Genomic DNA, 25860 nt, shown 5'->3' on the forward strand with positions numbered 1-25860 from the left:
TGTTAATAGTACAGAAAAATTAGGAAGTTGCAGCTAATTAATGGAATTATGTTCCAGCCAGGTTTCTAAATCTGTAACTGAAGTAAAATCTAATAAAGCCTCTCCTAATTGTTCCAGTTTCTCCACAGATAATGCCTGGACTTTTTGAATTAATAATGAGTCAATTTCCCCAATTAGGCGATTTAAGAGACGGATAATTAGACGTTGTTCTCCCTCTTGTTTAGCCAGTTCTCTGTCTTGTTGGTAAAGTGGTGCTAATCGCATAATCAACTCCTGATCTTCTGTTTGTGAACTTTGATTGATTTTTAAATTTTTCTGGAGGTTATAGAGTAGTTCTAAGGTGATTTTGACGTAAGGCTGATTTAATGGTAACGCAGCTAATTCATCAATTGCTCTTTTTTGAACTGTACCTCTACCTAAAAGTCTTAACCACAGTGTTTCTTGAGTTTGTGGTAATTGATGAATGACGACAATTGCAGTATGTAAGGATTTTGGTAAATGGTATATTCCGGGTAAGGAATCTGTTTGTATTGTACCGCTAAATCCTGAGATAATGTTCTTTGATGCGGTGGGGGTGAGAATCCACAATTTAGGAATCTCAATTTTTGCGGTGGTGGTTTGTTCCCGTTTGGCTGCTCTTCTTAATGCACCTCTGACTTCTAATGATTTTAACAGACAATCACAGATTTCTTCTGTTGATGCTGGATTACGAAATGGCTCAAAAATAGCTGGTGTTGTGGCTAATTTTCCTAATAATCCTAATAGTTCTACGTTAGTTGTTTGGTTGGGAAATGGTGTAAATAATACGTCTATTTCCCGGATTTCTCCAGCTACTTGACTGGCTGCTTGAACTTCTCCAAATGGTTTGAGTAATTCTTCTAAATAATCTTTTGCAAATTGGTCATGTATAAAGCGAGTCATTTTTTGTTGATTCAGTTTTTAACAATAATCGTAATCAAATGGTCGCCTCGACTACTGGGATTTCCTAAGCGAGGTACACCACGATTTTTCAGCTTCATGACCTGATTAGTTCGGATTTTAGGCGGAATGATAAGTTCCACTCGACCATCTACTGTATTGACTCCTAAGTGGCATCCTGAGATTGCTTGTTGTTGGTCAATTGTGATTTCTGAGAGGATGTTAATGCCATTTCGCTTAAATTCTTTATCCTGATTCACAAATAAGTAAATGTACAAATCACCAGGATTACCACCACCTTGTCGTTCATCTCCTTCTTGGGCTATCCGCAAACGCGTACCATTTTCTATCCCAGCAGGAATATTTATTTTCAATTTCTGGGTTACTGGATTTAGACCTTTCCCATCACAAAAGTTACATTTTCTGTTAGCAGTTACATAAGTGAGAGAGGTATATGTTCTACCAAATCCTTTACAGACTTCACAGGATTTTAAATGAGAAATACAAATTTCTTTTTCACCACCAAATATAGCCTCTCGGAAGTCCAGTTTTAAATCAAGCCGTAAATCATCTCCCCGAACTTTATCCAATAAAAGAGAATTTTCAGAATTTTTTACTTGTTCTTGATCTAATTTCTCTAATTCTTGCTGTTGATGTTCATATTCGGCCTGTTTCGGGGCAAGTATTTTTTGTTCTATTAAATTTATATCTTCATCTCTCAGTTTTAAAAATTGCTGAAATGTTTTTAATCCATTGCCAACATATTCATCTAATGGGTATTGCGCTTGAACTGCTTTTATAAGTTCTTGTTCATAACGCTGTAGATTATTTTCATATTCTTGTTTTTGTTTCTGTATCTGAAGCTGTTTTTGATATTCTGTTTTTTTGACAGATGTAATTTCTAGCTCAATTGATGCTACATCTTCATCTCTTAAACCTAACATATCCTGATAATCTTTGAGTATATTTAAGGTATGTTCATCCAGGGGATATTTTTGCTCAACTTCTTCAGCAAAATATTGTTTGTAACTTTGCAAATCTGCTAAATGTTTACGAACAGGTGCGAGAATTTCCGTTTCTATTTCCTCAGCTTTTGTATCTGTAATTCCCAAGGTTTTCCGTTTTTCCGTTAAAACTACAACAGCAACTTTTTTTAGTTCACCATTTTGGGCATATTTTTCTACTAATTTGCGATACTCCGCTTCTGGGTTAAAATCTTTCGCGTGATCTGCTTTCTCCACTTTATTCATATCTCCAAGTTATAGACTATACAGTAAAAATCTCCACGTTTATGTTGAAAAAGATGGAGATTTTTGGATTTAGAAGTCCATTAAACAAACTCTCAATTCCCCACTTTCAACTTCCCATAGGCATAACGGGTTAAACTACCTTCATTGAGATTATTCCACGCATATATCCGATCTCTAAAAGGTTTCCACTGTTGATAAACGGCTTTAAAATCAGCGTCTTTAGCCGCAAATTCATCATATAAAGCAAAAGAGGCTTTTTCCGCTGCTTCCAAAATTTCTTGACTATAACCACGAAGTTGAGTACCCGTTTTTAATAGTTTCTCTAATGCCTCACTATTGCGGGCATCATAACGAGCTAACATTGTTGTATTCGACTGATATGCAGCGGTTTCTAAAGCTGCTTGGTATTGAGGTGGTAGCTTTTTCCATTCGTCTAAATTCACTTGTACTTCTAGGCTTGGACCTGGTTCCCACCAACCTGGATAATAGTAAAATTTAGCGACTTTATTTAAACCCAATTTTTCATCATCATAGGGGCCTACCCACTCAGCCGCATCAATAGCCCCTGTTTGTAAAGCCTGGAAGATTTCCCCCCCTGGTAGATTCTGCACAGTTACGCCTAATTTAGCCATAACTTGCCCTCCTAAACCGGGAATCCGCATTTTTAGGCCTTTGAGATCATTGAGGGTTTTCACCTCATTGCGAAACCATCCTCCCATTTGTGTCCCCGTATTTCCCGCCGGAAATTGAATCACATTGAACTTACGTGCGTAAATTTCCTGAAGTTTGGCTAAACCTCCCCCTTCATATAACCAAGCATTTTGTTGTTGGGCATTGAGTCCAAATGGTACTGATGTACCAAATGCGAGAGCGGGACTTTTACCGATGTAGTAATAAGCAGCAGTATGTCCGGCTTGCACTGCACCCTGAGAAACTACATTGAGAACTTCTAAACCGGGGGCTATTTCTCCAGCCGCACGGGGTTCGATGATAAATTTTCCGTTTGTGAGAACTTTGACACGCTCTGCCAATACCTGCGCTCCACCAAATATAGTTTCTATGGACAATGGCCAACTTGTCGCCATTTGCCATTTGATTGTCGGTAGGTTACTGGTATCTGTCTTACCATTGACAGCTTGATTTTCAGCCTTTTGACAACCGCCAATAATTGCTACTCCTGTGGCAGCGATCGCACTTTGAGATAATCTGTTAACAATAGCCCGACGTTTCATAAAACTTAATACTATTTACTAACTGTAAGATTTTCCTACAATATCATAATGATGCAACAATTCAGGTAGAATAAGGTGCTTTTAAATTTATAAATTGCTTATGTATGCGTGAATCAAGAAGATTTTCTTTAATCAGCAGGCTGTTAAAATTTTCCCAGTTTATTGACAATTTTGCTGATAAATTAGGATGGTTATCGAATTGGTTAGTTTTACTAACAATTGGAGTCGGTTTCTTTAATGTTGTTGCCCGTTATATGGGTCGCTTTATTGGGGTGCAATTGTCTTCTAATGCTTTATTAGAAATGCAATGGTATTTATTTTCGTTAACTTTCTTATTCGGCTTTGTTTATATTTTACGTCATGGGGAAAATGTCCGCGTTGATTTTCTCTATACGAATATGAGTGAAAAAAACCGGGCATTAATTGATTTTATCGGCACGATTTTATTTTTGATTCCCTTTTGTTTAATTGGCATTTGGGTAACATTTAATCCTGTTTTGCAATCTTGGGGAAGGTTAAGCGACGGTAGTTGGGGAACTTGGGAAATATCTTCTGATGCTAATGGTTTACCTCGCGCACCAATCAAAACTATGGTTCCTGTAGCCTTATTATTTCTACTTTTGCAAAGTATTTCCCAAGCAATTAAATATTTAGCCGTATTATTAGGCTATCAACAAGTAGCGGAACAAATTCGTTTAGAAACTTCAGAAAATATTAATGTTGAATAGAGGAAAATATGGGTTTTGAATGGTTAGCAGTTTTAATGTTTGTCGGCTTTTTCTTTGTTTTAATAAGTGGCTATCCTGTCGCTTTTTCCTTTGCCGGCACAGCCATTATTTTTGGAATCATTGGCACAGCAGTCGGGGCTTTTAATCCTAGTAGATTACTACTATTACCAAACATCTGGTTCGGCACAATGTCGAACTTTACTTTATTAGCTATTCCCTTTTTTGTCTTTCTGGGTGCAGTTTTAGAAAAGTCAGGATTGGCTGAAGAGTTATTAGAAACCATTGGCATTGTTTTAAGTCGTGTCCGGGGAGGATTGGCTTTAGCAGTTGTTTTGGTGGGAACTGTTTTAGCAGCCACAACTGGAGTCGTGGCCGCCACAGTAATTATTATGGGAATGTTATCATTACCTGTCATGTTACGCTATGGCTATGATAAAAAATTGGCTTCAGGAGTAATTATTGCTTCTGGTACTTTAGCCCAGTTAATTCCTCCGAGTTTAGTTTTAGTTATTCTGAGTGATCAAATTGGTGTTTCTGTCGGAGATTTATTTTTAGGGGCATTAATTCCGGGATTAATGTTATCTACTTCCTATATTCTCTATGTTTTAGGACTAGCTTTTTTTCAACCGGAAAAAGTGCCACTTATTCCTGATGATGTGGTAATTCCTCAAGGTACTCAATTAATTAAACAAATTTTTAAAGCAGTTGTTCCCCCGATAATTTTAATTTTTGCGGTGTTGGGAAGTATTTTCTTTGGTGTGGCTACTCCCACAGAAGCTGGGGCTGTTGGGGCTGTTGGTGCTTCTATTCTCGCTGCTTTTAATAAACGGTTAACACCACAACTAATTCGTGATGCTGCTCATTCTACCGCAGTAATTACCGCTTTAGTGGTGATGATTTTATTCTGTTCTTCGATGTTTAGTTTGGTGTTTGATGCTTTAGGTGGAAAAACTCTGATTACTAATTTATTAACGGGTTTACCTGGTGGATATTGGGGATTTTTAATCGTTAGTAATATAGCAATTTTTATTTTAGGAGCATTTTTAGAATTTATTGAAATTTGCTTTATTGCTATACCTTTATTTGTACCAGCAGCCCAGGCTTTAAATATTGATATGGTATGGTTTGGGGTGGTAATGGCAGTGAATTTACAAACAGCATTTATTTCTCCACCGGTGGGATTTTCTTTGTTTTATTTACAAAGTGTTGCCCCTAAGGAAGTGAGTACCTTGGATATTCATAAAAGTGCAATTCCTTTTATGGTGTTACAGTTTATTGTGTTGTTAATTGTGATTATTTTCCCGCAAACAGTTCGCTGGTTAATTGATATTTCCGCAATAACTGGGGTTTGACAGGGTTGAAATTTTTGATTTACAGCAACCGGGTGGTTAGGACATCAATTGATAATGAAACTCTTTCCACGACCGGGTTTTACTACTGACTCCTAACTCCAAATACATCAAAAAACCTCTATAATCGCCAGTATATAGAGGTTTACAAGCTAATCTGCTTATCCTTGGGTGTATTTGATGACATCAGAAAAAATTTACCAGCTAGGCGGCATACTGCTTGATGGCTGGTGGAGTGGTTGCAGTTTACCTATTAATTAGTTGAGGTTGTTAACTAGCTTTTGAGTAGGGGCTATTGCCGTTTTGGGAATTTCAATGACTGGGTTATTTAAAGCCACCATTAAAGGCTGTTTAGCCTGTGATATTAATTCTGTCCCTGGTTGTGTTTGTGCCATTTCTAGCATTCTGGATGAATTACCTGAGAATACACCAGAAATTGCTCCCAGAATACAAGCCGCTACAGCCGCACCTCCAAATATCCAGCCTAACTGGTAACGGCGGTTAACACGCGCCAATACTTGCTCAACAGTAGTTTCTGGTGACTGATTACCTGCGGTCACAGGTATATTCCGCAAGCCTTGTCTGAGATTTAGCAGTCTCTTATACAAGCATTTGATGGAGGCATCCGTTGACAACCATTCTTCTACTTGCCTACGTTCAGTAGCTGTAACTTCGCCATCTAAGTAAGCACTTAATAACTCGAAACAATCGCGCTTCTCCATATTTCTAGTACCCATTGATTCATTTTTGCTTTTCAATGGCAGAAAATATATATTTTCGTTGACAGTCCTTAATATTTCTTAAAATCTGCCATAGGATTGAGGAAACATGATGTAGATTATATATCTAGATAGCTTTGCAACTGAGTTTGTAATCTTGATCTGGCTCTGGCTATTCTAGATTTCACCGTTCCCAGGGAAACTCCGGTGATTTCGGCAATTTCTTCATAAGCCATCCCTTCAATTTCTCTCAGAACAATAGTAGTCCGAAAAACCTCTGGTAAATCCGCGATCGCTTCTCGCAACTGCTCATAAAATTCTCTCGTCGTCATCTCCTCTTCTGGACTTGGCGTATCACCGGCAATTTCCCAATCCATTTCCCCGTCGTTTAACAGTCGCGGAGCATCCAGTGATAGGGGACTGGCTACCCGTTTGCGTTTCCTTAATTCATCATAAAACAAATTAGTGGCAATCCGACTTAACCAACCTCGGAACTTAGCAGGTTCTTGTAATCGGTTAATATTTCGATACACACGAATCCATACTTCCTGAGCTAAATCGGCTCTGTCAGACCAATCAGGAGCTAAATGATATAAAACTCGATCAACTTGAGTCTGATAGCGACGTAATAGTTCTGCAAAGGCAGCCCGGTCTGGACGCAATCCGACTTGACAGCGCAAAATAAGATCGTGATTTGAGAGTTTGTCAACTTGCACCGATGCTGCTGGGTAGGTGGCATCAACTGTTGACCAAGATACACTAATGGATTGACTCATAGATTGGACTGGCGTTAAATCACTCCCTTCTATTAGACTAGAAGATTGGACAAAAGTTCCTCAGTAAGGTGACGGATTTATAATCGGAACACGGAAATATAAATTATTGGAGTTTTCGGTATTTTAGTCATCGTAGAGTAGGTATGGGAAAGGAAGGCAAAAATAACACACGGATCAGGTCTTGGTTAAATTAGGAATAGTGATCAGATTAACAACTGTCCACTAAGCACTTGACTGGTAATGGTTAATAGGTCATAGGTAAAAAGGTAATTGGTAATTGGTAAAATTTTCACCCCCAGTCACCAATCAGCCAAATATGTCAGGGATAAATAATAGGCTCACGCAATGGCAAGAAATGAATCTGTAGCGAGTATGGTCATGTTTCTCTGTTTTGGTACAGCAATTTTATCTCTGGCTGTCCATTGGCACAATTTGAAAGCAACAGAGCAGTTAAATTCTGCATCCACAGAAGTTTATCCACAGGGTTCATCAGTAGAAATTGGGGCTAGTGCAATTGCGGCTTCTGTACCGACCTCGCCCCAAAAATCTGCCGTGATTAACTTGGATTCTCCCTGGAAAACACAGAAGTCACGTCGGGCTACTGTTACAGATCCAGTTGAAAATACAAAGCAGCCAGTCCGAGGATCACAGACAACCCAAGTGGTGGTGGATTTAAGCGATCGCCGTGTCTATGTGTCTCAATTTGATGAGATCATAGCCAGTTACCCAATCGCTATTGGTAAAAAGGGTTGGGAAACACCAACAGGTAATTTTAAAGTTATCCACAAAGAACACCATCCCATTTGGCGACATCCCATTACAGGTGCTATTTTTGAGGGCGGTACTGATAGTCCTTTGGGAGATAGATGGATTGGTTTTTGGTCAGATGGCCGCAATGAAATTGGTTTTCATGGTACACCAAACGTTGACTTAGTGGGCGCGGCTGTTTCTCACGGTTGTCTGAGAATGCGTAATTCAGATGTGAGAATGTTGTATGAACAAGTAGGTATAGATACACAAGTATTGGTGCGTAAGTAAAAATTTTTGGTAATTGGTAAATTTTTTCCCTACACCCCTACACCCTATTTTTGCTCAAAATTAGGTGCATAAACCTGAAGTAATGTACTAACTTGAACTAATACTTCATTTCCTGTGTTCTTATTCAGAGCTTGACGTTCTGGGAAGAAATTAGGTCTATCTAAATACGCGGATATAGCTCCGCTGACTTGTTCCGATATGAGGGTATCAAGTTCTGTTTTAGCTTTTTCCCGCTGATATTTCGCACCTTCTTCTGTAGTCGCATATAGAGGAGGTAGACGATTGAGAGCATAAGCTGTGATATCTCCCACATCTAGAGAGCTTTCACTTGTGGCTTCAATTGCTGCTACTTTGGCGATTACGTCAGTTAGTACCAACTCTTCCATGACGTTAATAAATTGTTTGCGGGGTACTGCTACTACCTCACCAGTCAATAATGAACCCATGAGGCGATCTAAAGCCATGTATTCCTCAATGGACAGTTCGGAAGCATTATCGCAAATGCGCCCAACTTCTGCCTCCATCGCTGGTGTCAAATGACCATCTAGAAGAGCTTGTTCTACTATTTTTGCAATACTCATAAAACCTCGTAGGTAGTGTGGATAAAAGTATTTCTGGAGAGAAACATAAAATTTCCGATAGCCAAGTTAAACAGGGACGCTATCAATCACCCAGAATACAATAGCAGAATCAGTACATATTGTGGATAAACAAGGGGCTTCAGCCCCCTATTTCTGTATTACTGAATGAATTACTCTGCTAGATTGTACTATTTATATACAGGTATTTTGGCCTAAAGCCGTAACAAAGTCAGAAACTTAATCAATTTGCTGAGATTTCCAAGGTATTGGATCAACAGATAGTCCGTTTACGTACAAACCCCAATGTAAGTGGGGTCCGGTAGATGCACCAGTTGAACCGACTGCACCAATTTTTTGCCCTGCTTTCACAAAATCACCTTCTTTGACATTAATCCGACTTAGGTGCATGAAAATGCTGATTACACCTTGACCGTGATCAATGCCTACTACGTTACCATGAACCCGGAAACCTTGGGATACTGTACCAACTAAAGCAACTCTTCCCGCTGCTGGGGTAACAACCGATGAACCTGCTGCTCCTGCGTAGTCTTGTCCACGATGGTAATAGTCATTGGCAAATTTGCCATTGTAGTAGCGACGGACACCATATCTAGTGGAGGTTCGCCCAGCATTGGGGGTGAGAAAAATACCATTCCAATATTTTTCCGGTGTTTGTAGGGCTTTCAATTCTTTGACTCGCTTGAGTTCATACGCTGTTGCGCCAACTCCAGCTTTTCCAGGTGGTAAGGTAATGCGTTGGACGGGAAATTTGCGATCGCGCACATACACTGCAAGGTTTCGATCTTGCGCTCCTTCTCCCGTCACAGTCACCTTTCTAACTCCAGACTTTTCTAAAGGAGTTGTGGGAATGAAAGAACGGTATTTACGAGGTGAAATTTCAAAAGCTGGATAGGTTTTCTCCCCAACTGTTACCGTAGGATTACTAGTTTTTTCCTGGTCATCTGCCTCAATTACTACCGAAATTGTATCTCCCAGTTGAGGATTTTTAGGTATTACCTGCACATCTAAAGCCTTTGCAGGTAAGCCTAAAGCCATGGGGACAGCGGCAATTATGCCTATGAATATTTTGGCACGGTTGATGATACCAATACCTCGCAACTTATTCTGTGGATTAATAGCGTCAGTCATGGTAATCATAAGTTTATAAACAAATTTTTGGCTGCTGCTAACCAACAGACTATTTTATGGTGGTTAGTGTTTCCCAGCTAAGTTAACAGATTAACCAAACCAAATCAACCATAGGGGTAGTGCTAAAAATAAGCCAACAAAAGTCAAAGCAATGCTGCTGGCTAACAAGTTGCGATCTAAATCATAAACTTCCGCTAAAATCAGTACGGAAAGCCCCGTGGGTGTTCCTGACATGAGTACCAATACTAACCGCTGTTCGCCAGTTATACCAAAAAAAGTTGCCCCTAACCCTACGAGTAAAGGGACAATAAAAACTTTCAGCACACTGGCAATTACAGCAATATCGAGATTTTTATATTCTTTGATTGTTCCTAGTCGCAAACCAACCAATAATAAAGCCAAGGCAATTACTACCCACACAGCTTGTTCTAAACCTGATTCAATTTCCACTGGTAATTTTACAAATTGGGTATTTAAACCAATGAAAAATGCCCACAGACTGGGAACAGTGGCTATATCTCGCAATTGTATCCACCAATGATTTTCGGTTTCTCTGAAGCCAAAATAACTAGCAATTAAGACGGCAATGCCATAAGTACCAAAAACATTATTTGTTAAGCTAAATAATACTGCCCAATCAGTATTTTCTGGGCTAGTTAGCACTTGTGTAAGTGTTAGTCCGACAAAACCTGTATTTCCTAAAATTGTTGCTAAAATAAAACTGCCTAAACTCGCTCGCTTTAATGAGTCTGAGACTTCTATGCTTTGTTCTTCTGACTTGGTTTTCTGACTCATGAACCATTGCCAAACCCACCAAGTTAACAATGCTAAAGTTAAACTGAGTAGCACTACTGCCACTCCTATCTCCGGTATTAACAGACCAATAGAAGCATTAGTATGTCGTGCCAATACTAATAATTGTAGTGGCACTCCCACCCAGTATAGTGACTGTCCTAACCACTTAGCTAATTTATCGGGGGTAATTCGGGATAATACCAATCCTAACCCTATCCAAATAAATAGAGGCGTGTAGGCTTTAAATAGGCTTTCAATCATGGTGAGGTGGTTAGTTATTTTTGCCGCGCTGCATTAGTAATTGTAGTGGCAAATAATCACTTATTAATGATGAAATTCAAGGTTGGTTTGAAGGAAGTAAAACCCAAGATATCCTAGATTTTGTGAAATTTTCTCAACCCAATCTACATCTGACTCCTCTATTTTTCCTAAAACATATCCGCAGGATCAGCAGATTGAAGTTTATTAGTAGCAATTACCCCAGAAATAGCACACATAATTATAGTTAATAATAGGACTTGTAAACCACGAATTATCGTCATATACATCGGCAAATTTGTCGCTGTTCGGGTTAGCTGATAAAGCCCTAAAGATACAGCTACCCCTGGAAAAAATCCCAAAGCTGCTAAAATTAAAGCTTCTTCAAAAATAATAGTGAGTAAATAAAAATGACGATATCCTATGGCTTTGAAAGTTGCATATTCTCGTAAATGGGCATTAACATCTGTGGAAAGAACTTGATAAACAATAATTACCCCAACCACAAATCCCATGGATACACCGAGATTGAAAATAAACCCAATGGGAGAATTGCTACTCCAAAAATTATTTTCAAATTCAATAAATTCATCATGGGTGAGAACCCTAACATCATCTTTTAAATAAGCCTTTAATTGGGCAACAACTTGGTCAGTTTTATAACCTGGTTTGATTTTAACTAAGCCGATACTCACACTACTTGTAGGCTGCCTGGCAAAAATTTGGGAGAAGTTATTAGCACTGGTAATTAAACTACCATCAGCCGCAAAAGAAGCACCAAGTTTAAATAAACCCCCAATAGTAATTGTGCTGCCATTAATTTCAGTTGTAACAGTTTTACCTTCTTGAATTTGCTTAATTGCTTGTTGATATTCTCCTCTAGCTGCCCGATCAAATAAAACTGTATTTGGTAATTTAATCTTGTGCAATTGTTGATTAATTTCTGGTAAATTAAAAGCTGGTTGATCTGGATTTACGCCAATAATTAAAACCCCCGTTTCTAAGCGTGTTTGGGGATTCTTCCAAATAATATGATTACAATACATAGCTTCAGCCGATTTTACCCCTGGAACATCCATTGCTTGATAAAGTCGTCTCCGGGAGAAAATAGACATACTTTGTAAACTACGGGCTTGGGGACTAATGAGAATAATATCAGCCTGTAAACTCCGATGTAATCGAGTATTACTATCATATAAAGCCGTTTGAAAACCTAACTGCATAAACATGAGAACATCAGCAAAAGCAATACCTGAAACTGCTACAAATAAACGACTTTTTTCATGAGTAAGTTGTAACCAACCCAAAGGAGTTCGTCGTCGCAATTGTTGAAAAATATTAATCATAGGAGTCAGAAGTCAGGAGTCAGGAATCAGGAGTCAGGAGTCAGGAGTCAGGAGGTAGAAAGAAAGGAAGAAGGAAGAAGGAAGAGAGAATAGTTTTTAACTAATCACCAATAACCAATAACTAATACACAATAACTAATAACTAAAGAGAAATAATTGCCTTAACTTGCATATTAGTAAATTTAGCGGCTTGCTGACTAGAAGCTTGATTTAGTCGGATATGAACTTTGACTATTCTGTTATCAATATTGCTAGAAGGATCTGTATTAGTGAGATTTTGCTTGCTTACTTGTAAACCGATTCGTTCTACTTTTCCCTGTAATTCTCTAGGAAAAACATCACCAACTATCCGTACCTGTTTTCCTTGCAGGATTTTAGTAATATCACTTTCGTAAACTTCAGCAACTACATACATTTGACTGGTTTTACCAATGTTAACAATACCATTATTAGTAACTAATTCTCCTGGGTGAGTATGAATTTCCAATACTTGTCCATTTTGAGGAGATTTTACATAAGCTTGTTGCAGATTAATAGTAGCTTTTTTTACTAATACTTCCGCCCGATTTAATTCAGCTATTGCAGCTTCTACATCTACTTTCCTAACTTCGGAAATCTGATCTAGTGTTGCTGAAGCTTCCTTTTTTCGTTGTTGACTACTTAATTCCAGCTTTTTCAATTGTGATTGTGCAGCTTGAAGACTTTTTTTAGCAGTTTCTACATTCAAACTTTTACTATCTTTCTGAGAAGCGGAAATTGCCCCTTCTTTATATAATTCCTGATAGCGATTATTTTCGGTTTCAGCATTGAGTAATTCAGCTTGCAATTTTTCTAGAGTTGCTTTTTGAGTATCAATATCACCTTGACTTTCTACGGCTAATCTGTCAATTATGGCTTTTTGCGCTGTAATTTCTCCCCGTTTAGCACCTGCTTGAATTTGGGCTATTTTAGATTGAATTACTTTGACTTCTGCTTTGGCTTCGGTTAATTCTGCTTGCAAGCGATCGCTATTATCTAAAATAGCAATTACCTGTTTTGCTTTTACCATATCTCCCTCCTTGACTAATATCTTTTCGATTCGACTTCCTTCTCCAGATATAGCTGCTGATAATGTAATCACTTCTCCCTGGGGTTCAATTCTACCAAGGGCTGTGACTGTTTTAATCTCTGGCATTACTACTTTAGAATCTACTGGTTTCTGATTATCTACATCCCGAAACTTGAGGACAATAAAAATACTAATACTAGCCACAGATAAAGATGCCAGCACAGCAATAGCGATCGCTAATCGGAGAATAGACTGAGAAGATAATGAACTTTGTAGCTTGTGGTTTTGCACAACTGCATACCTTTTCAGTGCTGTTTCAAAATTAGTTAATGAAAAATATGAGGTAGAAAACGAAATCCTGAAAAACCTAAAAATGTATATCTAGACAAAACGGTTTAGTCAATTTATTGCATTACAGATGACAAATCAATTCTAGGTTTTTGACAGAAACGAACATTTAGAGATGATATGCCAAAATAGAAAGTCAGATGGTTAACCAATGACAGTTTTAGTAAAATTAGTATGTTTTAGACAAAATGATTTAATTTAAACTTACTCTTAATTTCTCTCTGCACCTGGATTGTCTTTGCATGACACAAAAAAATATGGTTCATTTACCTAAAAATGTCCATAATAATTACAATTCCAGTTTTTTCCCAATTCCTAATTACCTATTAAAACAAACCCCGTTTACCATTAGGACGCACAGTTAGCCAATTAACCTTAGCTAGTGCTAATTGCTCATCAGTCACCTTAGCACCAGTCAGATTAGCACCGGATAAATTAGCCCCCCGAAGATTAGTTTGACTCAGATAAGCTTGGCTAAGGTCTGCACCTCTGAGGTCTGCTCCTTCTAAGTCCGCATTGCTAAAATAGGCTTTGCTTAAGTCCGCATCTTTAAGATTCGCTTCTTTTAAATTCGCTCTGCCAAAGTCGGTATTGTGAAGATTACTTCCTTGAAAATTAGCTTTATAAAATTGAGCCGCATGAAAATTAGTTCCTGATAAGTCAACACTAGGTAAACTCAACCGGATGAAATTGTAGGAAGCAAAATCCCGTCTTCCTTTCTCATAAGCTGCTAATAGCCCTTGGGAATCTAATTTTCGCACTGACGAACCATTACTATTATTTGCCTCTCTAGAAGGTGATTTAGAGATAGATTCTCCACTGTGAGTTATTCCAGGTTTCCATTCCTTTCCTCCTGATGTCTTATCCCTTCTCGCTCGAATAGATGCAGCTATCCTAGATACACCATCATTGTTGTTCCGGGGAGAATGAATGGAGTCAATCCCAAAATCTCGACCGCTCTGGGTTTTTTCTGGTTGCCCAACCGAGGGTTTAGAGAGTAAACCTTGGGCTAAACTATCTAAATATGGTTCCATGTCCAAGGCTCTGAGTACGTCTTGTGCTATATGATAGCGATTGCGTACTGATACATCCAACATTTTTTTCAATACTGTGGTCAAGTGGTCACTGATGTTTACCAGATGCTCCCACATCATGTCCCCCGTGCTGGGATTGTATTCTAAATCTTTGGGAATTTTGGCAGTCAGCAAATAAATACAAGTCACTCCCACAGCGTAGATATCGCTGGCATAGACCGGACGCATGGCCATTTGTTCTGGCGGTGCAAAACCAGGAGTCCCAATTGCATAAGCGGTTAAAGCAGTTTGTCCTGATTGACTGGCTGGGATTTGGCTAACTTGGTTTTTGACAGCACCAAAATCAATTAATACCAATCTGGCATCTTGAGAACGACGGATTAAGTTAGCTGGCTTAATATCACGGTGAATTACCTGTTGCTCGTGGATATATTGCAGCAATGGCATGATTTCACTTAAAAACTGCCTCACTCCTGCTTCACTATAAACCCCGTTTTTTTTCACCTCTTGTTGGAGAGTAAAACCGCTCACATATTCTTGAACTAAATAGAATTGCTCACTATCCTCAAAATAGTCCAGTAGCCTGGGTATTTGGGGATGATTACCAATTTTACCGAGAGTTTCCGCTTCTCTTGCAAACAGTTCCCGTGCCATTTTCAATATGTACGGAGTTGTCCCTGATGGACGTAGTTGCTTAATCACACAAGGAGGTTTTCCTGGCAGGTGTTCCTCTATTGCTAAAAATGTTGCACCAAAACCACCTTGACCTATTGGTTTCATCGGCCGAAAACGATCGCGCAACAATAATTGTGAGCCACAAGCCTGACAGCTTTGACTAGAGCCTGAATTTTTGGGATTTGGACAAGTGGGATTTACGCAATAGCTCATGCACTGTCAACTCGCTGCACGATGAATAACGGGACTAATTATGCTCTTATTTATTATTGAGAGCAAATTCAAATTTCTGCTAGGTTATTTAAGCGGGAATTTTGTGAAAAATTTTCCCAAGTCATATTCATACTACTAAAAATTGTAGTCATTAAAGTAAGTATTGACCATATTTAGCTCTATATAAAATAAACATTGTTATTTCTATAGATTATCTCACTAAAGTAATACAAAAACAGCAAATATTGTTAAGTATTTCTCGGTAAATTTTAATTGTAAATATATACATATAGTAGGAGTTAGGAGTCAGGAGTCAGGAGTCAGGAGTCAGGAAGAAGAAAGAAGGAGTCAGGAAGAAGGAGTCAGGAGTCAGGAAGAAGAAAGAAGGAGTCAGGAGTCAGGAGTCAGGAGTCAGGAGTCAGGAGTCAGGAGTCAGGAAGAAGAAAGAAGAAAGAAGAAGAAGAAGAAGAAGAAAAAAGAAAGACATTTCTTCCCCCTAGACCCCTAGACCCCTAGACCCTTACCTACAAACTAGATAGTACATCTTTGGCAGCGGCTAAGGTCTGTTCAATATCTTCGGGGGTATGTGCTAAAGAAGTGAAACCAGCTTCAAATTGAGATGGTGCTAGGTAAATACCATGCTCTAACATTCCCCGATGGAAACGACCAAATTTAGCTGTATCGGCCTTTTTGGCATCTTCATAGTTATGAACAGGCCCAGCGGTGAAGAACAGCCCAAACATACCGCTGATATTGCCACCACAAGCAGCATGACCAGTATCTGAGCAGATTTTTAGTAATCCATCAGCTAACTGTTTAGTAATCTTTTCTAAATAGTCATAAGTACCGGGTTTGCTGAGGAGTTCGAGGGTTTTAATTCCCGCTGTCATCGCTAAAGGATTACCAGATAGAGTACCGGCTTGATATACAGGGCCTGCGGGGGCAACCATAGACATGATTTCCCGGCGACCACCGTAAGCACCTACGGGTAAACCACCCCCAATAACTTTACCCATAGTGGTTAAGTCTGGGGTAACACCAAATTTTGCTTGTGCGCCACCGTAGGCAATGCGGAAGCCTGTCATCACTTCATCAAATACTAATAATGCGCCATGCTCTTGGGTAAGTTCCCGTAGTCCTTCCAAGAAACCAGCATCAGGGGTAATAAAGCCAGCGTTACCAACTACGGGTTCGAGAATGACACCGGCGATTTCGTTGGGGTTTTGTTCAAATAGGGCTTTTACCGCTTCCAAGTCATTGAAAGGCGCAGTTAGGGTGCTGGCTGTTACGGATTTGGGTACTCCTGGGGAGTCGGGTAAACCCAGGGTAGCCACACCAGAACCAGCTTTGACCAAGAACATATCAGCGTGTCCGTGATAACAGCCTTCAAACTTGATGACTTTTTCTCGATTTGTAAAGGCTCGCATTAACCGTAATACGGCCATACAAGCTTCTGTTCCAGAATTGACGAATCTCACCATTTCGACGCTAGGAACAGCATCAATGACCATTTCGGCCAAAACGTTTTCCAGGACGCAGGGAGCGCCAAAGCTAGTTCCTTTTTCTAGGGCTGTGTGCAGTGCGGAAATGACTTCTGGATGAGCATGACCACAAATAGCTGGACCCCAAGTTCCAACATAGTCAATGTATTTGTTGCCGTCTACATCCCAAATATGTGCGCCATTAACCCGATCAAATACGATGGGTTGTCCACCTACGGATTTAAAAGCGCGAACGGGCGAACTCACTCCTCCGGGCATGAGATTTTGAGCAGCCGCAAAGATTTCTTGGGATTTTGTGGTTTTAATTGAGGTATTTACCAAGGGTTTCTCCTAACAAGTGGTGATTAAAATCGAGCTTCTATCTTAGGATAGGGTGAAAAGCTGCTCAGAATTTCTATGGTATAGAATTAGCTGAAAATGGTATCTTTAGTCAAAGAATTATTGTTATAAGAGTAAATTAACTGGTATGTCTTCTTCCGAACCGCTATCGCTTCAATCTGCTATCCCTGTGGAAAAAATTCGCTACGATGATCACGGTTTAGTGCCGGCAATTGTCCAAGATTATTTGGATGGTACTGTGTTAATGATGGCTTGGATGAATCGGGAATCGTTACAAAGGACTTTGGCAACTGGGGAAACTTGGTTTTGGAGTCGTTCCCGTCAGGAATTTTGGCACAAGGGCGCGACTTCTGGACATATTCAGAAGGTACAAACTATTCGTTATGACTGTGATAGTGATGCTCTCTTGGTAGGAGTGGAGCAGTTGGGTGATATTGCTTGTCATACTGGGGAACGCAGTTGTTTTCATCAAGTTGATGGCACGGTGACACCACCACCGGGGGATAGTTTATCACAATTGTTTGCGGTAATCTGCGATCGCCGTGATCACCCTAATGAAGATTCTTATACCTGCAAGTTATTGGCTGGTGGTGATAATAAGATTTTGAAAAAGATTGGTGAGGAAAGTGCCGAGGTAGTTATGGCCTGTAAGGATAATGATGCCGATGGGATTGCTGGTGAAGTTGCGGATTTGTTTTATCATACCCTTGTAGCTTTGGCTCATCATCAAGTTGATTTAAAAGCCGTATATCGCAAGTTGCAGGAAAGAAGGAAGTAGGGGAATTTATTAATAATTGTCTGATAGCGAAGCGTGGCGTTAGCCATATCAGGATAACCAGGATTAAAGGATTTACAGGATGTCATTGTTTATTAGAAAATTGGAAATAGAGATTTTTTCATGATAGAAAATATCAACATTCACCAACAATTAATAAATCACAATCCTGAGAATCCTCAAATCCTGGAAATCCTGATTCAGACAGTGAAAATATTAACATTCACCAACAATTAATAAATCACAATCCTGAAAATCCTCAAATCCTGGAAATCCTGATATGGCTACGCCACGCTATCAGACAAAGTTTATAACTGTAAGTCCTTTTTAGGACTTACAACAATGAATTACCTCTTAACCTAGAAAGTAAAGGTAGTCCGCAGAACCCCTATAGTTGTGGTTTCATTGGCACTATTTCCTTCAGGATTAAAGAGGACAATTGCACCTGGAGTAATACTCACATTGTCATTAACACGGAAACGGTAATAACCTTCCAAATGATAAGGAACGGCTCTATTTACCCCCGCGTCAGCAAGGGTGGCAGTTCCACTAGCATCAGTCCGATAAAGAGGTTGTCCAAAAATCAAACCAGCATTGTTACCCTGTTTGATCAAATCGTTGAAGTGTAAACCTACCATCCAACTGGTAAAGGTTGTAGAAGCATTAATAGTGGTAGAAGAATCATCCACAAACATGGCTGCACCATAACCAGATAAAGCCACTTTGGGAGAAAACCGTAAATTAACAGTTCCACCAAAAGAGTTAAGTTTTACGGGTGTTCCCAGCGGCACACCTGCCATAGCACCGCTATCAAAACCTGAACCAATATCACTGCTAGTTAATCCCGTACCCAAAATATTGATTTGGTGATAACTATTGGCATAGTTCAAGCCAATATCTATGGATTTGGTGGGTTTAAAAGTTAATTGGGTAGCTACAACACTACTACCACCAAATACCCCAGATCCCAAAGGTGTACTAGAAACTCCAGGTGCGTTCACAGGATCTATCTCAGCACCAGTTTGAGGCAGATTCGCATTCACACTACCGTATAAAGCTCTCAAATCCAGTTGAGGGGATATGCTGTAAATAAACCCAGCCGCAGAGGCTAAACCAGAACCAGAAGTGCCTCCAGAAACCCGAACAACAGGGTTTAAATTCCCAAACCGAGAGATAGATTCCTGTCCCTCTCCATAGAAGGGTGTAACGGCTGGGAAAGCATCAGATACTTCGGCACCAGTTCCCGCAAATAGGGTTAATTTGTTAGCAACAGGGAAGATATACAGCAATTTATAAAGCTGAACAGAGTTTGCCCCAATAGGTGATAAATTTTTCGGATCAACTCCGGGAAATTGCGGTTCAAACCCGGTGCGGGCGCTACTGGCACTTAGGATGGATGAGGATAACCCTAAATTGCCTTGGACACTATTAGCACCATCCAAGAAATTATGTGCTTGCAACCCAGTGATCAGTAAATCTTTACCTGTAAAACTGGTGGTCAGGTTTAAGCGAACTCGGTTATTTAAAACTATGTTTGGATCACTGCCACCAGGAGCGCCACCTGTAGCACCAATAGCCGAAATAATCGCTTCTCCACTTAATTTAGTGGTTGTGGAAAATTGATTTTTTTCTAATTCTGTTGTCCGTGCTTCTACTGCATCTACTCTTCCCCGTAATGTTGCTAATTCGGCGGAAAAGTCTTCTTGTAGTTTTTGCAAGGTCATGATATCTTGCTTTGATGGTAAATCAGCAGTTGCTGTAGCAATTAACTCATTAACTCTATCTAAACAAGCATTTAAACCAGCAGCAAATTCGTAGCGACTTAAAGCCCGATTCCCGCGAAATGTCCCATTGGGATATCCTGCGATACAGCCATATCTCTCAACTAGAGATTGTAATGCTCCAAAAGCCCAGTCATTAGGCTGAACATCGGAAAGTTGAGATACAGATGTTACCTGTCCTATTGATGAATCTGTCTGTGTCTTGTCTTTTGTTGATGCAATAGTAACTTTCTGATTACTTAATCCTTCTTCACTAATTTCGGAAGATTTGATAGTTTGAATATTACTAGTATCTTCACCTAAACTAGCAAAACCTTCGGCGAAGGCATCCGCCGCTTGTGCGGGAAATATTCCAGCGAATAAGTACAGAATACCTATACCGCAAGCAGTAGCTATTTTTATGTTCATTTAAACTCCTCACAGATTAATCATGAAAATCGAGAATCAATAGAGATATCTCAGGAACTATGGTTGAACCTGATCATGTATAACTACTGATTTATGGATACAATTTGTGTTTCTAATGACCTGTTGTATCTAGTTTAATTTACTGATACACTAATCGTTAGTATAGCAACAAAGGGTAGTAAATTATCTTGTGGTTAAGAATTAATTATTAAAATTTATTATCTTTTATATACCAAGCCTAAATTAGTTGTGATAAACAAAACAAGATACCCGACTTCTCTAAGAAGTCGGGTATCTGAAACTCTCGAAAACTAGACCTCAATAATTCTAGTTTCTGAATTTTTGTGACAACACCTATCTACAAAATTATGAGCTATATCTAATAATTCCAGATCATCAATATCATTATCATTATCATTCGCTAAGACATCTTTCACAGCAAATGTTTTGTCATTCTCTCTAGAGATTCTCAAGCATTCTTCTAAGTCTACTGCTAAATCAAACAATGATGTGTCTCCTACATAGTTTCTAAGTTTGATAGCAACATCATCATCACTAACTAAAAAGTCTTTAATAGAATCAAATAAAGGATTAGATATTTCATCATCTTCCCAAGTTTCTAGCCAATCACCTTCCACATCTTCTACATAAATATGAACAAAATTCAATCCATAATTTAGCCAATCTTGCTGCATATTCCGGGCTGCTGCTAACGCTTCTGTTAGGCTTTCAAGTTGGGTGCTATGATTAGTCTGTTGTTGGTTAACCATAAATGGTGTTTTCAGCGGATTAATGATGTTGGCTAGGACACAGATTTCGATTTCAATATTTGGGAATCAGGAAAAATTCACATACTTCCCTTCCGCAAGATGATCACTGTTATACAGTGCGACATTGACTAACTGATGAATAAAATCATTTTCCTTGGGATTGTAACTTAAGAATAATCCTCTTTCTATTTCCCACAATTGCAGTGCATTTTCCCACTTTTGATACTTAGTGTTATGAAATTCTTCACTGACACTGGTAACTTGAATACAGAGTGGTTTATTTTGATGATTGCTAACAATTAGGTCTGTTGCCATAGAAAGGTCAGCTATATAACGCCGCCAAAAATCCCCTTCTCGATGAACAACATCCTGAGCTATATATTTAATGATATCACTATCAGCCTGATTAAACTCCCCCGCCATCATTTTTTTCTTCCAAATATAAAATTTGGTGTCTGTGGCGTTTATCCATTTAGGAAACAGATAACCGTACCAATACTTTTCATTGGCGGTCATTTGCTCAAACTGTAGTTTTTGGTCTGCCTCTGAAGGTAAAGATTTAATTGCTAACCAAACCTTAGAGTCCGTAATTACTTCTAATAAAAAAGCAACAACGATGGGTTTGGATATCAGTGAACCAAGCTTGATATGTTTAATCCAACGGTCTATCTCTCTTAATCTTATCGTGAGATTTGGATCTATGCCAGAGGCTTGCTCAATTAATAAATTTAGTTTATCCTTAATTTCTTTTGCTTGCAAACTATACCCTATTGTAAAACACTAACACAGTACCTAAAGATTGATATTGAACTTGATCAGTAAATAAGGTTGTTAAAAACATTATCATTATTTTATCTGACTACTGCACTGAACAAATCAGCGTTAATTAATTTTCGTACTAGAGTAAGACTAGATGAGTAGATCGGTAAATAATCTTTACACTCATCGCAACTTCATGGAAATCTGAAGTTTTTTTTGCACAACTTCGTTAAAAATAGTTTTAAGTCACAATATCGTTTGCATCCATCATTATGTCTCAACCAACTATAGAATCCATTTTACAGGAAAAGCGGCTATTTCCGCCTACCAGTGAATTTTCAGAAAATGCCCAGATCAAAAGTTTAGCAGACTATCAGCGTCTTTACGACCAAGCAAAAGCCGATCCTCAGAAATTTTGGGCAGAATTGGCAGAAACTGAGTTGCATTGGTTTCAAAAATGGGACACCGTACTAGATTGGCAACCACCTTTTGCCAAGTGGTTTGTCAACGGTAAGATAAACATTTCTTACAATTGTCTTGACAGACATCTCACTACTTGGCGGAAAAATAAAGCTGCATTGATTTGGGAAGGAGAACCGGGAGATTCACGGACTCTGACTTATGCCCAATTGCATCGGGAAGTGTGCCAGTTTGCAAATGTATTAAAGCAGTTGGGAGCAAAAAAAGGCGATCGCATTGGTATTTATATGCCGATGATTCCCGAAGCTGCTATTGCTATGTTAGCCTGTGCGAGAATTGGCGCACCCCATAGCGTTGTTTTTGGTGGTTTTAGTGCTGAAGCTTTGCGCGATCGCTTGAATGATGCCGAAGCTAAGTTAGTGATCACAGCCGATGGTGGTTGGCGCAAAGATGCAATTGTACCTCTTAAAGAACAGGTAGATAAAGCTTTAGAAAATAATGCAGTTCCCAGCATTACAGATGTGCTAGTTGTCAAACGCACAAATCAACAAACACAGATGGCAGCAGGACGTGACCATTGGTGGCACGATTTACAAAAAGGCGTTTCCGCTGATTGTCCCGCTGAACCGATGGACAGTGAAGATATGCTGTTTGTTCTCTACACTTCTGGTAGTACGGGCAAACCGAAAGGAGTTGTCCATACCACAGGCGGTTATAACTTATACAGCCATATCACGACCAAATGGATTTTTGATCTCAAAGATACAGATGTATATTGGTGTACTGCCGATGTCGGTTGGATTACGGGACATAGCTATATTGTTTATGGACCACTTTCCAACGGGGCAACTACTCTGATGTATGAAGGTGCGCCCCGTGCTTCTAATCCTGGATGTTTCTGGGATGTCATTGAGAAATATGGTGTAACAACTTTTTATACTGCACCAACGGCAATTCGCGCCTTTATCAAAATGGGTGAACATCATCCTAACAAACGTAATCTTTCTTCTCTGCGATTACTGGGAAGTGTGGGTGAACCTATCAACCCCGAAGCTTGGATGTGGTATCACAAAATCATTGGTGGTGAACGTTGTCCGATTGTGGATACTTGGTGGCAAACGGAAACAGGTGGGATTATGATTACACCTCTACCTGGGGCAATTGCCACTAAACCAGGTTCAGCTACTCTCCCCTTCCCCGGTATTATTGCGGATGTGGTGGATTTAGACGGGAATTCTGTCCCTGATAATGAGGGTGGTTATTTAGCCATTCGTCATCCTTGGCCGGGAATGATGCGGACTGTGTACGGTGATCCTGATCGTTTCCGTCGTACCTATTGGGAACATATTCCGCCCACAAATGGTAATTATACGTATTTTGCGGGTGATGGTGCAAGAAAGGATGAGGATGGCTATTTCTGGGTAATGGGGCGCGTGGATGATGTCCTGAATGTGTCTGGACACCGCTTAGGAACGATGGAAGTGGAATCGGCTTTGGTATCTCATCCGGCAGTGGCTGAGGCTGCGGTGGTGGGTAAACCGGATGATTTGAAGGGTGAGGAAGTTGTGGCTTTTGTGACTTTGGAGGGAACTTATCAAGCCAGTGAGGAGTTGAGCAAGGAACTGAAAAAGCACGTTGTCAATGAAATTGGAGCGATCGCTCGTCCTGGTGAAATCAGGTTTACTGATGCTTTGCCAAAAACCCGTTCTGGTAAGATTATGCGGCGTTTGTTGCGGAATTTGGCATCAGGACAGGAAATATCGGGGGATACTTCGACTTTGGAGGATCGCAGTGTTTTGGATAAGTTGCGGGAAGGGAATTAATTTAGGTTAGTTTCGCGCAGAGACGCTAAGAAGCAAAGTAATTTGGGGTGGGCAAAATTGCCTACCCTATATTGTGTGAAGAAAATTATAACTTGAATTATGATAGGGGTATATACAAGAAAATGAGAGATGCACTAGGACAAAGAGGTGAGTGGCTATTTAATATCTTAATAACAGAATTTGACTCTGATGCTGGTCCAATTTTTAAACCGCAGTTTTTAGGAGATAAATGGCAGTATGTTGATTTTATTGTGGAGTTAGTGGGTGCTGTTTCTTGTGTTCCCTATTTCTTTGTACAAGTCAAAACTACCAGACGAGGTTATACTAAACAAGATAACCGTCTTAATGTGAAAGTAGAAAAAAAATCTGTAATTGGTATAGCATCTTATCCAGCACCAACTTATATAGTTGGAATTGATGAAATTCAAAAAACAGGTTATATAGTTTCTGCTAATGGAGAAAATTTAAAATCTCTCTCAAGCCTATCTACTGAGTTTCCTATTAATAAACAAAATAGAGAAATCCTTTGGAATGAAGTCAATGATTTCTGGAAACCTTATACACAGAATAAACAAAAAAATTTAAGTTCCAAGTTCAAATGGAGATGAAACAATGCAAACAGAACAACCTTGGTATATTGGTTTACGTTCAAAAGCTTTAGCAATAGTATCTTTAACTGAACGTAATGATTTGATTGTTTATAGAGATACAAAAGATTATGATTTAGATGTTCTAGTTTCCATTAGCAAAAATGGTGAGGATATTAATAGGCTTTTCGGTGTGGAAATAAAAGCTGTAAAATCCACACCTAAAATAATTCAAAATGATGCTGTTTTCAATATAGAAGGAGCAGATGTAAATGTTCTGCAATCACGATTCAAAAAGTGTAATTTTCCAATATGTCTATTTTTCTTTACACTGGATAATGATAATGGATACTATAAATGGATTAGCAAACCAATTTTTGATAACGAAAACAGTAACAAATTAGAATTTAATAGAAGTCCAGAATTTAGAAAATTGACCAAGGAAGCAATAAATGATATTGTTTCTTTGATTAATCAATGGTATGAGAATCAACGTGATGAGAATCAACCAACTGCTCATATAAGTTATGTACGTCCACTACGTAAACGTTATCATGCAAGTGATGATATAAATTACGAAATATCTCAAATTTCACAACGTGAACGTCGCAAGGTATTTGGTGATCTTCAACAAAGAATTAAACAAAATTATGCAGCTAAAGATGATATAAATCATGAAGTAAACAAGGTGAAATCATGACAACAAAAGAAGAACTAATCAAAGAAATTACTCAATCACCGGATTTTGTAATTGAAGAAGTTTTAAATTTCTTACTCTTCATTAAAAACAGGTTTAAGCAAAGAATTTCCGAAAGTCAAACTGGAGATGTTAGCAATAACTTATCATCTCCATCTTTTTTAAATTTCATTGATGATATTACTAGCCAAATTCATCAAACAGAATGGGAAAAGCTACCATCTGATATGTCAAAAAATTTAGATTACTATTTATATGGTTCACACAAAAGTGAAGAATGAAAAAAGTATTTGCTGATACAGGTTATTGGATATTTTATTATTTGTCAGAATCAGGATATTCAGGATTTACAGGATTTTGATTTTATTTGTGGTGTACTAATATTTTAATTTGTCAGAATCAGGATGTCCAGGATTAAAGGATTTACAGGATGTTGTTTGAAAGTATCATGTTTTGATTTTTGATTGTCCATCTTTATCTGTGTTTATCGGCGTTTATCTGCGTTCAATTATTCTTGATATTACTGTTAGATTACTAATTTT

General features: G+C 38.9%; 22 protein-coding genes and 1 pseudogene. 8 read left to right on the plus strand and 15 right to left on the minus strand.

Going from position 1 to position 25860, the window contains the following annotated elements; genetic code table 11:
- Window positions 1–33: 33 nt before the first annotated feature.
- The 3 genes and pseudogenes from FJR11_RS05520 to FJR11_RS05535 all read right to left on the minus strand — a co-directional run bounded on the left by FJR11_RS05520 (window position 34) and on the right by FJR11_RS05535 (window position 3400).
- On the minus strand, window positions 34–921 hold the full coding sequence (locus FJR11_RS05520) for a DUF4351 domain-containing protein (RefSeq protein ID WP_168502709.1): 888 nt from the start codon (window positions 919–921) through the stop codon (window positions 34–36).
- 20 nt (window positions 922–941) lie between these two features.
- A pseudogene (locus FJR11_RS05525) lies at window positions 942–1496 on the minus strand (DnaJ C-terminal domain-containing protein); the annotation flags it as partial.
- A gap of 764 nt (window positions 1497–2260) precedes the next feature.
- Window positions 2261–3400: a TRAP transporter substrate-binding protein gene (locus tag FJR11_RS05535; RefSeq protein WP_168502710.1), complete on the minus strand. Its 1140-nt coding sequence runs from the start codon at window positions 3398–3400 to the stop codon at window positions 2261–2263.
- 104 nt (window positions 3401–3504) lie between these two features.
- Here FJR11_RS05535 and FJR11_RS05540 point away from each other — a divergent pair, with 104 nt between their 5' ends.
- Entirely contained in the window at window positions 3505–4128 is a 624-nt protein-coding gene (locus FJR11_RS05540; protein WP_174762923.1) for a TRAP transporter small permease subunit, read from the plus strand.
- An 8-nt stretch (window positions 4129–4136) separates the two neighbouring features.
- The gene (locus tag FJR11_RS05545; RefSeq protein WP_168502711.1) at window positions 4137–5480 is read left to right on the plus strand and encodes a TRAP transporter large permease subunit; all 1344 of its coding nucleotides are present in this window, start codon (window positions 4137–4139) and stop codon (window positions 5478–5480) included.
- 254 nt (window positions 5481–5734) lie between these two features.
- Here FJR11_RS05545 and FJR11_RS05550 read toward each other — a convergent pair whose 3' ends face one another.
- Window positions 5735–6214 (minus strand): anti-sigma factor, encoded by a 480-nt coding sequence (locus FJR11_RS05550; protein WP_254444688.1) that lies wholly within the window; start codon window positions 6212–6214, stop codon window positions 5735–5737.
- Between the two features lie 101 nt (window positions 6215–6315).
- The gene (locus tag FJR11_RS05555) at window positions 6316–6972 is read right to left on the minus strand and encodes a sigma-70 family RNA polymerase sigma factor (protein WP_168502712.1); all 657 of its coding nucleotides are present in this window, start codon (window positions 6970–6972) and stop codon (window positions 6316–6318) included.
- Between the two features lie 345 nt (window positions 6973–7317).
- Between FJR11_RS05555 and FJR11_RS05560 the strand changes: the two genes are divergently transcribed.
- Entirely contained in the window at window positions 7318–8010 is a 693-nt protein-coding gene (locus tag FJR11_RS05560) for a L,D-transpeptidase (protein ID WP_168502713.1), read from the plus strand.
- A gap of 44 nt (window positions 8011–8054) precedes the next feature.
- Here FJR11_RS05560 and FJR11_RS05565 read toward each other — a convergent pair whose 3' ends face one another.
- The 7 genes from FJR11_RS05565 to hemL all read right to left on the minus strand — a co-directional run bounded on the left by FJR11_RS05565 (window position 8055) and on the right by hemL (window position 17280).
- Window positions 8055–8591 (minus strand): late competence development ComFB family protein, encoded by a 537-nt coding sequence (locus FJR11_RS05565; protein WP_168502714.1) that lies wholly within the window; start codon window positions 8589–8591, stop codon window positions 8055–8057.
- A 237-nt stretch (window positions 8592–8828) separates the two neighbouring features.
- Window positions 8829–9749, minus strand: coding sequence for a M23 family metallopeptidase (locus FJR11_RS05570; RefSeq protein WP_168502715.1), 921 nt, complete (start codon window positions 9747–9749; stop codon window positions 8829–8831).
- A gap of 81 nt (window positions 9750–9830) precedes the next feature.
- The gene (locus tag FJR11_RS05575; RefSeq protein ID WP_168502716.1) at window positions 9831–10796 is read right to left on the minus strand and encodes an AEC family transporter; all 966 of its coding nucleotides are present in this window, start codon (window positions 10794–10796) and stop codon (window positions 9831–9833) included.
- A 167-nt stretch (window positions 10797–10963) separates the two neighbouring features.
- A complete protein-coding gene (devC, locus tag FJR11_RS05580; RefSeq protein WP_174762924.1) occupies window positions 10964–12139 on the minus strand; it encodes an ABC transporter permease DevC in 1176 nt (391 codons plus the stop codon).
- A gap of 142 nt (window positions 12140–12281) precedes the next feature.
- The gene (locus tag FJR11_RS05585) at window positions 12282–13478 is read right to left on the minus strand and encodes an ABC exporter membrane fusion protein (protein ID WP_168502717.1); all 1197 of its coding nucleotides are present in this window, start codon (window positions 13476–13478) and stop codon (window positions 12282–12284) included.
- A gap of 383 nt (window positions 13479–13861) precedes the next feature.
- Complete coding sequence (locus tag FJR11_RS05590) at window positions 13862–15457, minus strand: serine/threonine-protein kinase (protein ID WP_168502718.1); 1596 nt, start codon at window positions 15455–15457, stop codon at window positions 13862–13864.
- Window positions 15458–15981: 524 nt separating this feature from the next.
- On the minus strand, window positions 15982–17280 hold the full coding sequence (gene hemL / locus FJR11_RS05595; RefSeq protein ID WP_168502719.1) for a glutamate-1-semialdehyde 2,1-aminomutase: 1299 nt from the start codon (window positions 17278–17280) through the stop codon (window positions 15982–15984).
- A gap of 145 nt (window positions 17281–17425) precedes the next feature.
- On the opposite strand from hemL, the gene hisIE reads away from it, so the two are divergent.
- Window positions 17426–18076 (plus strand): bifunctional phosphoribosyl-AMP cyclohydrolase/phosphoribosyl-ATP diphosphatase HisIE, encoded by a 651-nt coding sequence (gene hisIE, locus FJR11_RS05600; protein ID WP_168502720.1) that lies wholly within the window; start codon window positions 17426–17428, stop codon window positions 18074–18076.
- 356 nt (window positions 18077–18432) lie between these two features.
- On the opposite strand, the gene FJR11_RS05605 is transcribed toward hisIE, so the two are convergent.
- The 3 genes from FJR11_RS05605 to FJR11_RS05615 form a co-directional block, all read right to left on the minus strand.
- A complete protein-coding gene (locus FJR11_RS05605) occupies window positions 18433–20262 on the minus strand; it encodes an iron uptake porin (protein WP_168502721.1) in 1830 nt (609 codons plus the stop codon).
- A 311-nt stretch (window positions 20263–20573) separates the two neighbouring features.
- Window positions 20574–21032 (minus strand): hypothetical protein, encoded by a 459-nt coding sequence (locus FJR11_RS05610; RefSeq protein ID WP_168502722.1) that lies wholly within the window; start codon window positions 21030–21032, stop codon window positions 20574–20576.
- Window positions 21033–21098: 66 nt separating this feature from the next.
- Complete coding sequence (locus FJR11_RS05615) at window positions 21099–21791, minus strand: hypothetical protein (protein ID WP_174762925.1); 693 nt, start codon at window positions 21789–21791, stop codon at window positions 21099–21101.
- Window positions 21792–22063: 272 nt separating this feature from the next.
- Between FJR11_RS05615 and acs the strand changes: the two genes are divergently transcribed.
- From acs to FJR11_RS05635, 4 genes are read left to right on the plus strand one after another with little or no spacing between them, the layout of a single operon-like run.
- Window positions 22064–24034, plus strand: coding sequence for an acetate--CoA ligase (gene acs / locus FJR11_RS05620; protein ID WP_168502723.1), 1971 nt, complete (start codon window positions 22064–22066; stop codon window positions 24032–24034).
- 47 nt (window positions 24035–24081) lie between these two features.
- Window positions 24082–24642 (plus strand): DUF4365 domain-containing protein, encoded by a 561-nt coding sequence (locus tag FJR11_RS05625; protein WP_371417461.1) that lies wholly within the window; start codon window positions 24082–24084, stop codon window positions 24640–24642.
- Between the two features lie 4 nt (window positions 24643–24646).
- The gene (locus tag FJR11_RS05630) at window positions 24647–25321 is read left to right on the plus strand and encodes a DUF4365 domain-containing protein (RefSeq protein WP_168502724.1); all 675 of its coding nucleotides are present in this window, start codon (window positions 24647–24649) and stop codon (window positions 25319–25321) included.
- Window positions 25318–25599: a hypothetical protein gene (locus tag FJR11_RS05635; RefSeq protein WP_168502725.1), complete on the plus strand. Its 282-nt coding sequence runs from the start codon at window positions 25318–25320 to the stop codon at window positions 25597–25599. Before FJR11_RS05630 ends, FJR11_RS05635 begins: the two co-directional genes overlap by 4 nt.
- Window positions 25600–25860: the final 261 nt, after the last annotated feature.

It is taken from the genome of Anabaena sp. UHCC 0187 (assembly GCF_009712035.1).
In the GTDB taxonomy this organism is placed as follows: Bacteria; Cyanobacteriota; Cyanobacteriia; order Cyanobacteriales; family Nostocaceae; genus Dolichospermum.

What these genes read in the sequence shown, in the direction of transcription:
- acs (WP_168502723.1), top strand. Translation starts at nt 22,064, where the DNA reads ATGTCTCAACCAACTATAGAATCCATTTTACAGGAAAAGCGGCTATTT.
- FJR11_RS05605 (WP_168502721.1), bottom strand. Translation starts at nt 20,262, where the DNA reads ATGAACATAAAAATAGCTACTGCTTGCGGTATAGGTATTCTGTACTTA.
- FJR11_RS05565 (WP_168502714.1), bottom strand. Translation starts at nt 8,591, where the DNA reads ATGAGTATTGCAAAAATAGTAGAACAAGCTCTTCTAGATGGTCATTTG.
- FJR11_RS05550 (WP_254444688.1), bottom strand. Translation starts at nt 6,214, where the DNA reads ATGGGTACTAGAAATATGGAGAAGCGCGATTGTTTCGAGTTATTAAGT.
- FJR11_RS05575 (WP_168502716.1), bottom strand. Translation starts at nt 10,796, where the DNA reads ATGATTGAAAGCCTATTTAAAGCCTACACGCCTCTATTTATTTGGATA.
- FJR11_RS05520 (WP_168502709.1), bottom strand. Translation starts at nt 921, where the DNA reads ATGACTCGCTTTATACATGACCAATTTGCAAAAGATTATTTAGAAGAA.
- FJR11_RS05540 (WP_174762923.1), top strand. Translation starts at nt 3,505, where the DNA reads ATGCGTGAATCAAGAAGATTTTCTTTAATCAGCAGGCTGTTAAAATTT.
- hisIE (WP_168502720.1), top strand. Translation starts at nt 17,426, where the DNA reads ATGTCTTCTTCCGAACCGCTATCGCTTCAATCTGCTATCCCTGTGGAA.
- FJR11_RS05630 (WP_168502724.1), top strand. Translation starts at nt 24,647, where the DNA reads ATGCAAACAGAACAACCTTGGTATATTGGTTTACGTTCAAAAGCTTTA.
- FJR11_RS05535 (WP_168502710.1), bottom strand. Translation starts at nt 3,400, where the DNA reads ATGAAACGTCGGGCTATTGTTAACAGATTATCTCAAAGTGCGATCGCT.
- FJR11_RS05610 (WP_168502722.1), bottom strand. Translation starts at nt 21,032, where the DNA reads ATGGTTAACCAACAACAGACTAATCATAGCACCCAACTTGAAAGCCTA.
- FJR11_RS05560 (WP_168502713.1), top strand. Translation starts at nt 7,318, where the DNA reads ATGGCAAGAAATGAATCTGTAGCGAGTATGGTCATGTTTCTCTGTTTT.
- FJR11_RS05635 (WP_168502725.1), top strand. Translation starts at nt 25,318, where the DNA reads ATGACAACAAAAGAAGAACTAATCAAAGAAATTACTCAATCACCGGAT.
- FJR11_RS05570 (WP_168502715.1), bottom strand. Translation starts at nt 9,749, where the DNA reads ATGATTACCATGACTGACGCTATTAATCCACAGAATAAGTTGCGAGGT.
- devC (WP_174762924.1), bottom strand. Translation starts at nt 12,139, where the DNA reads ATGATTAATATTTTTCAACAATTGCGACGACGAACTCCTTTGGGTTGG.
- FJR11_RS05545 (WP_168502711.1), top strand. Translation starts at nt 4,137, where the DNA reads ATGGGTTTTGAATGGTTAGCAGTTTTAATGTTTGTCGGCTTTTTCTTT.
- FJR11_RS05555 (WP_168502712.1), bottom strand. Translation starts at nt 6,972, where the DNA reads ATGAGTCAATCCATTAGTGTATCTTGGTCAACAGTTGATGCCACCTAC.
- FJR11_RS05590 (WP_168502718.1), bottom strand. Translation starts at nt 15,457, where the DNA reads ATGAGCTATTGCGTAAATCCCACTTGTCCAAATCCCAAAAATTCAGGC.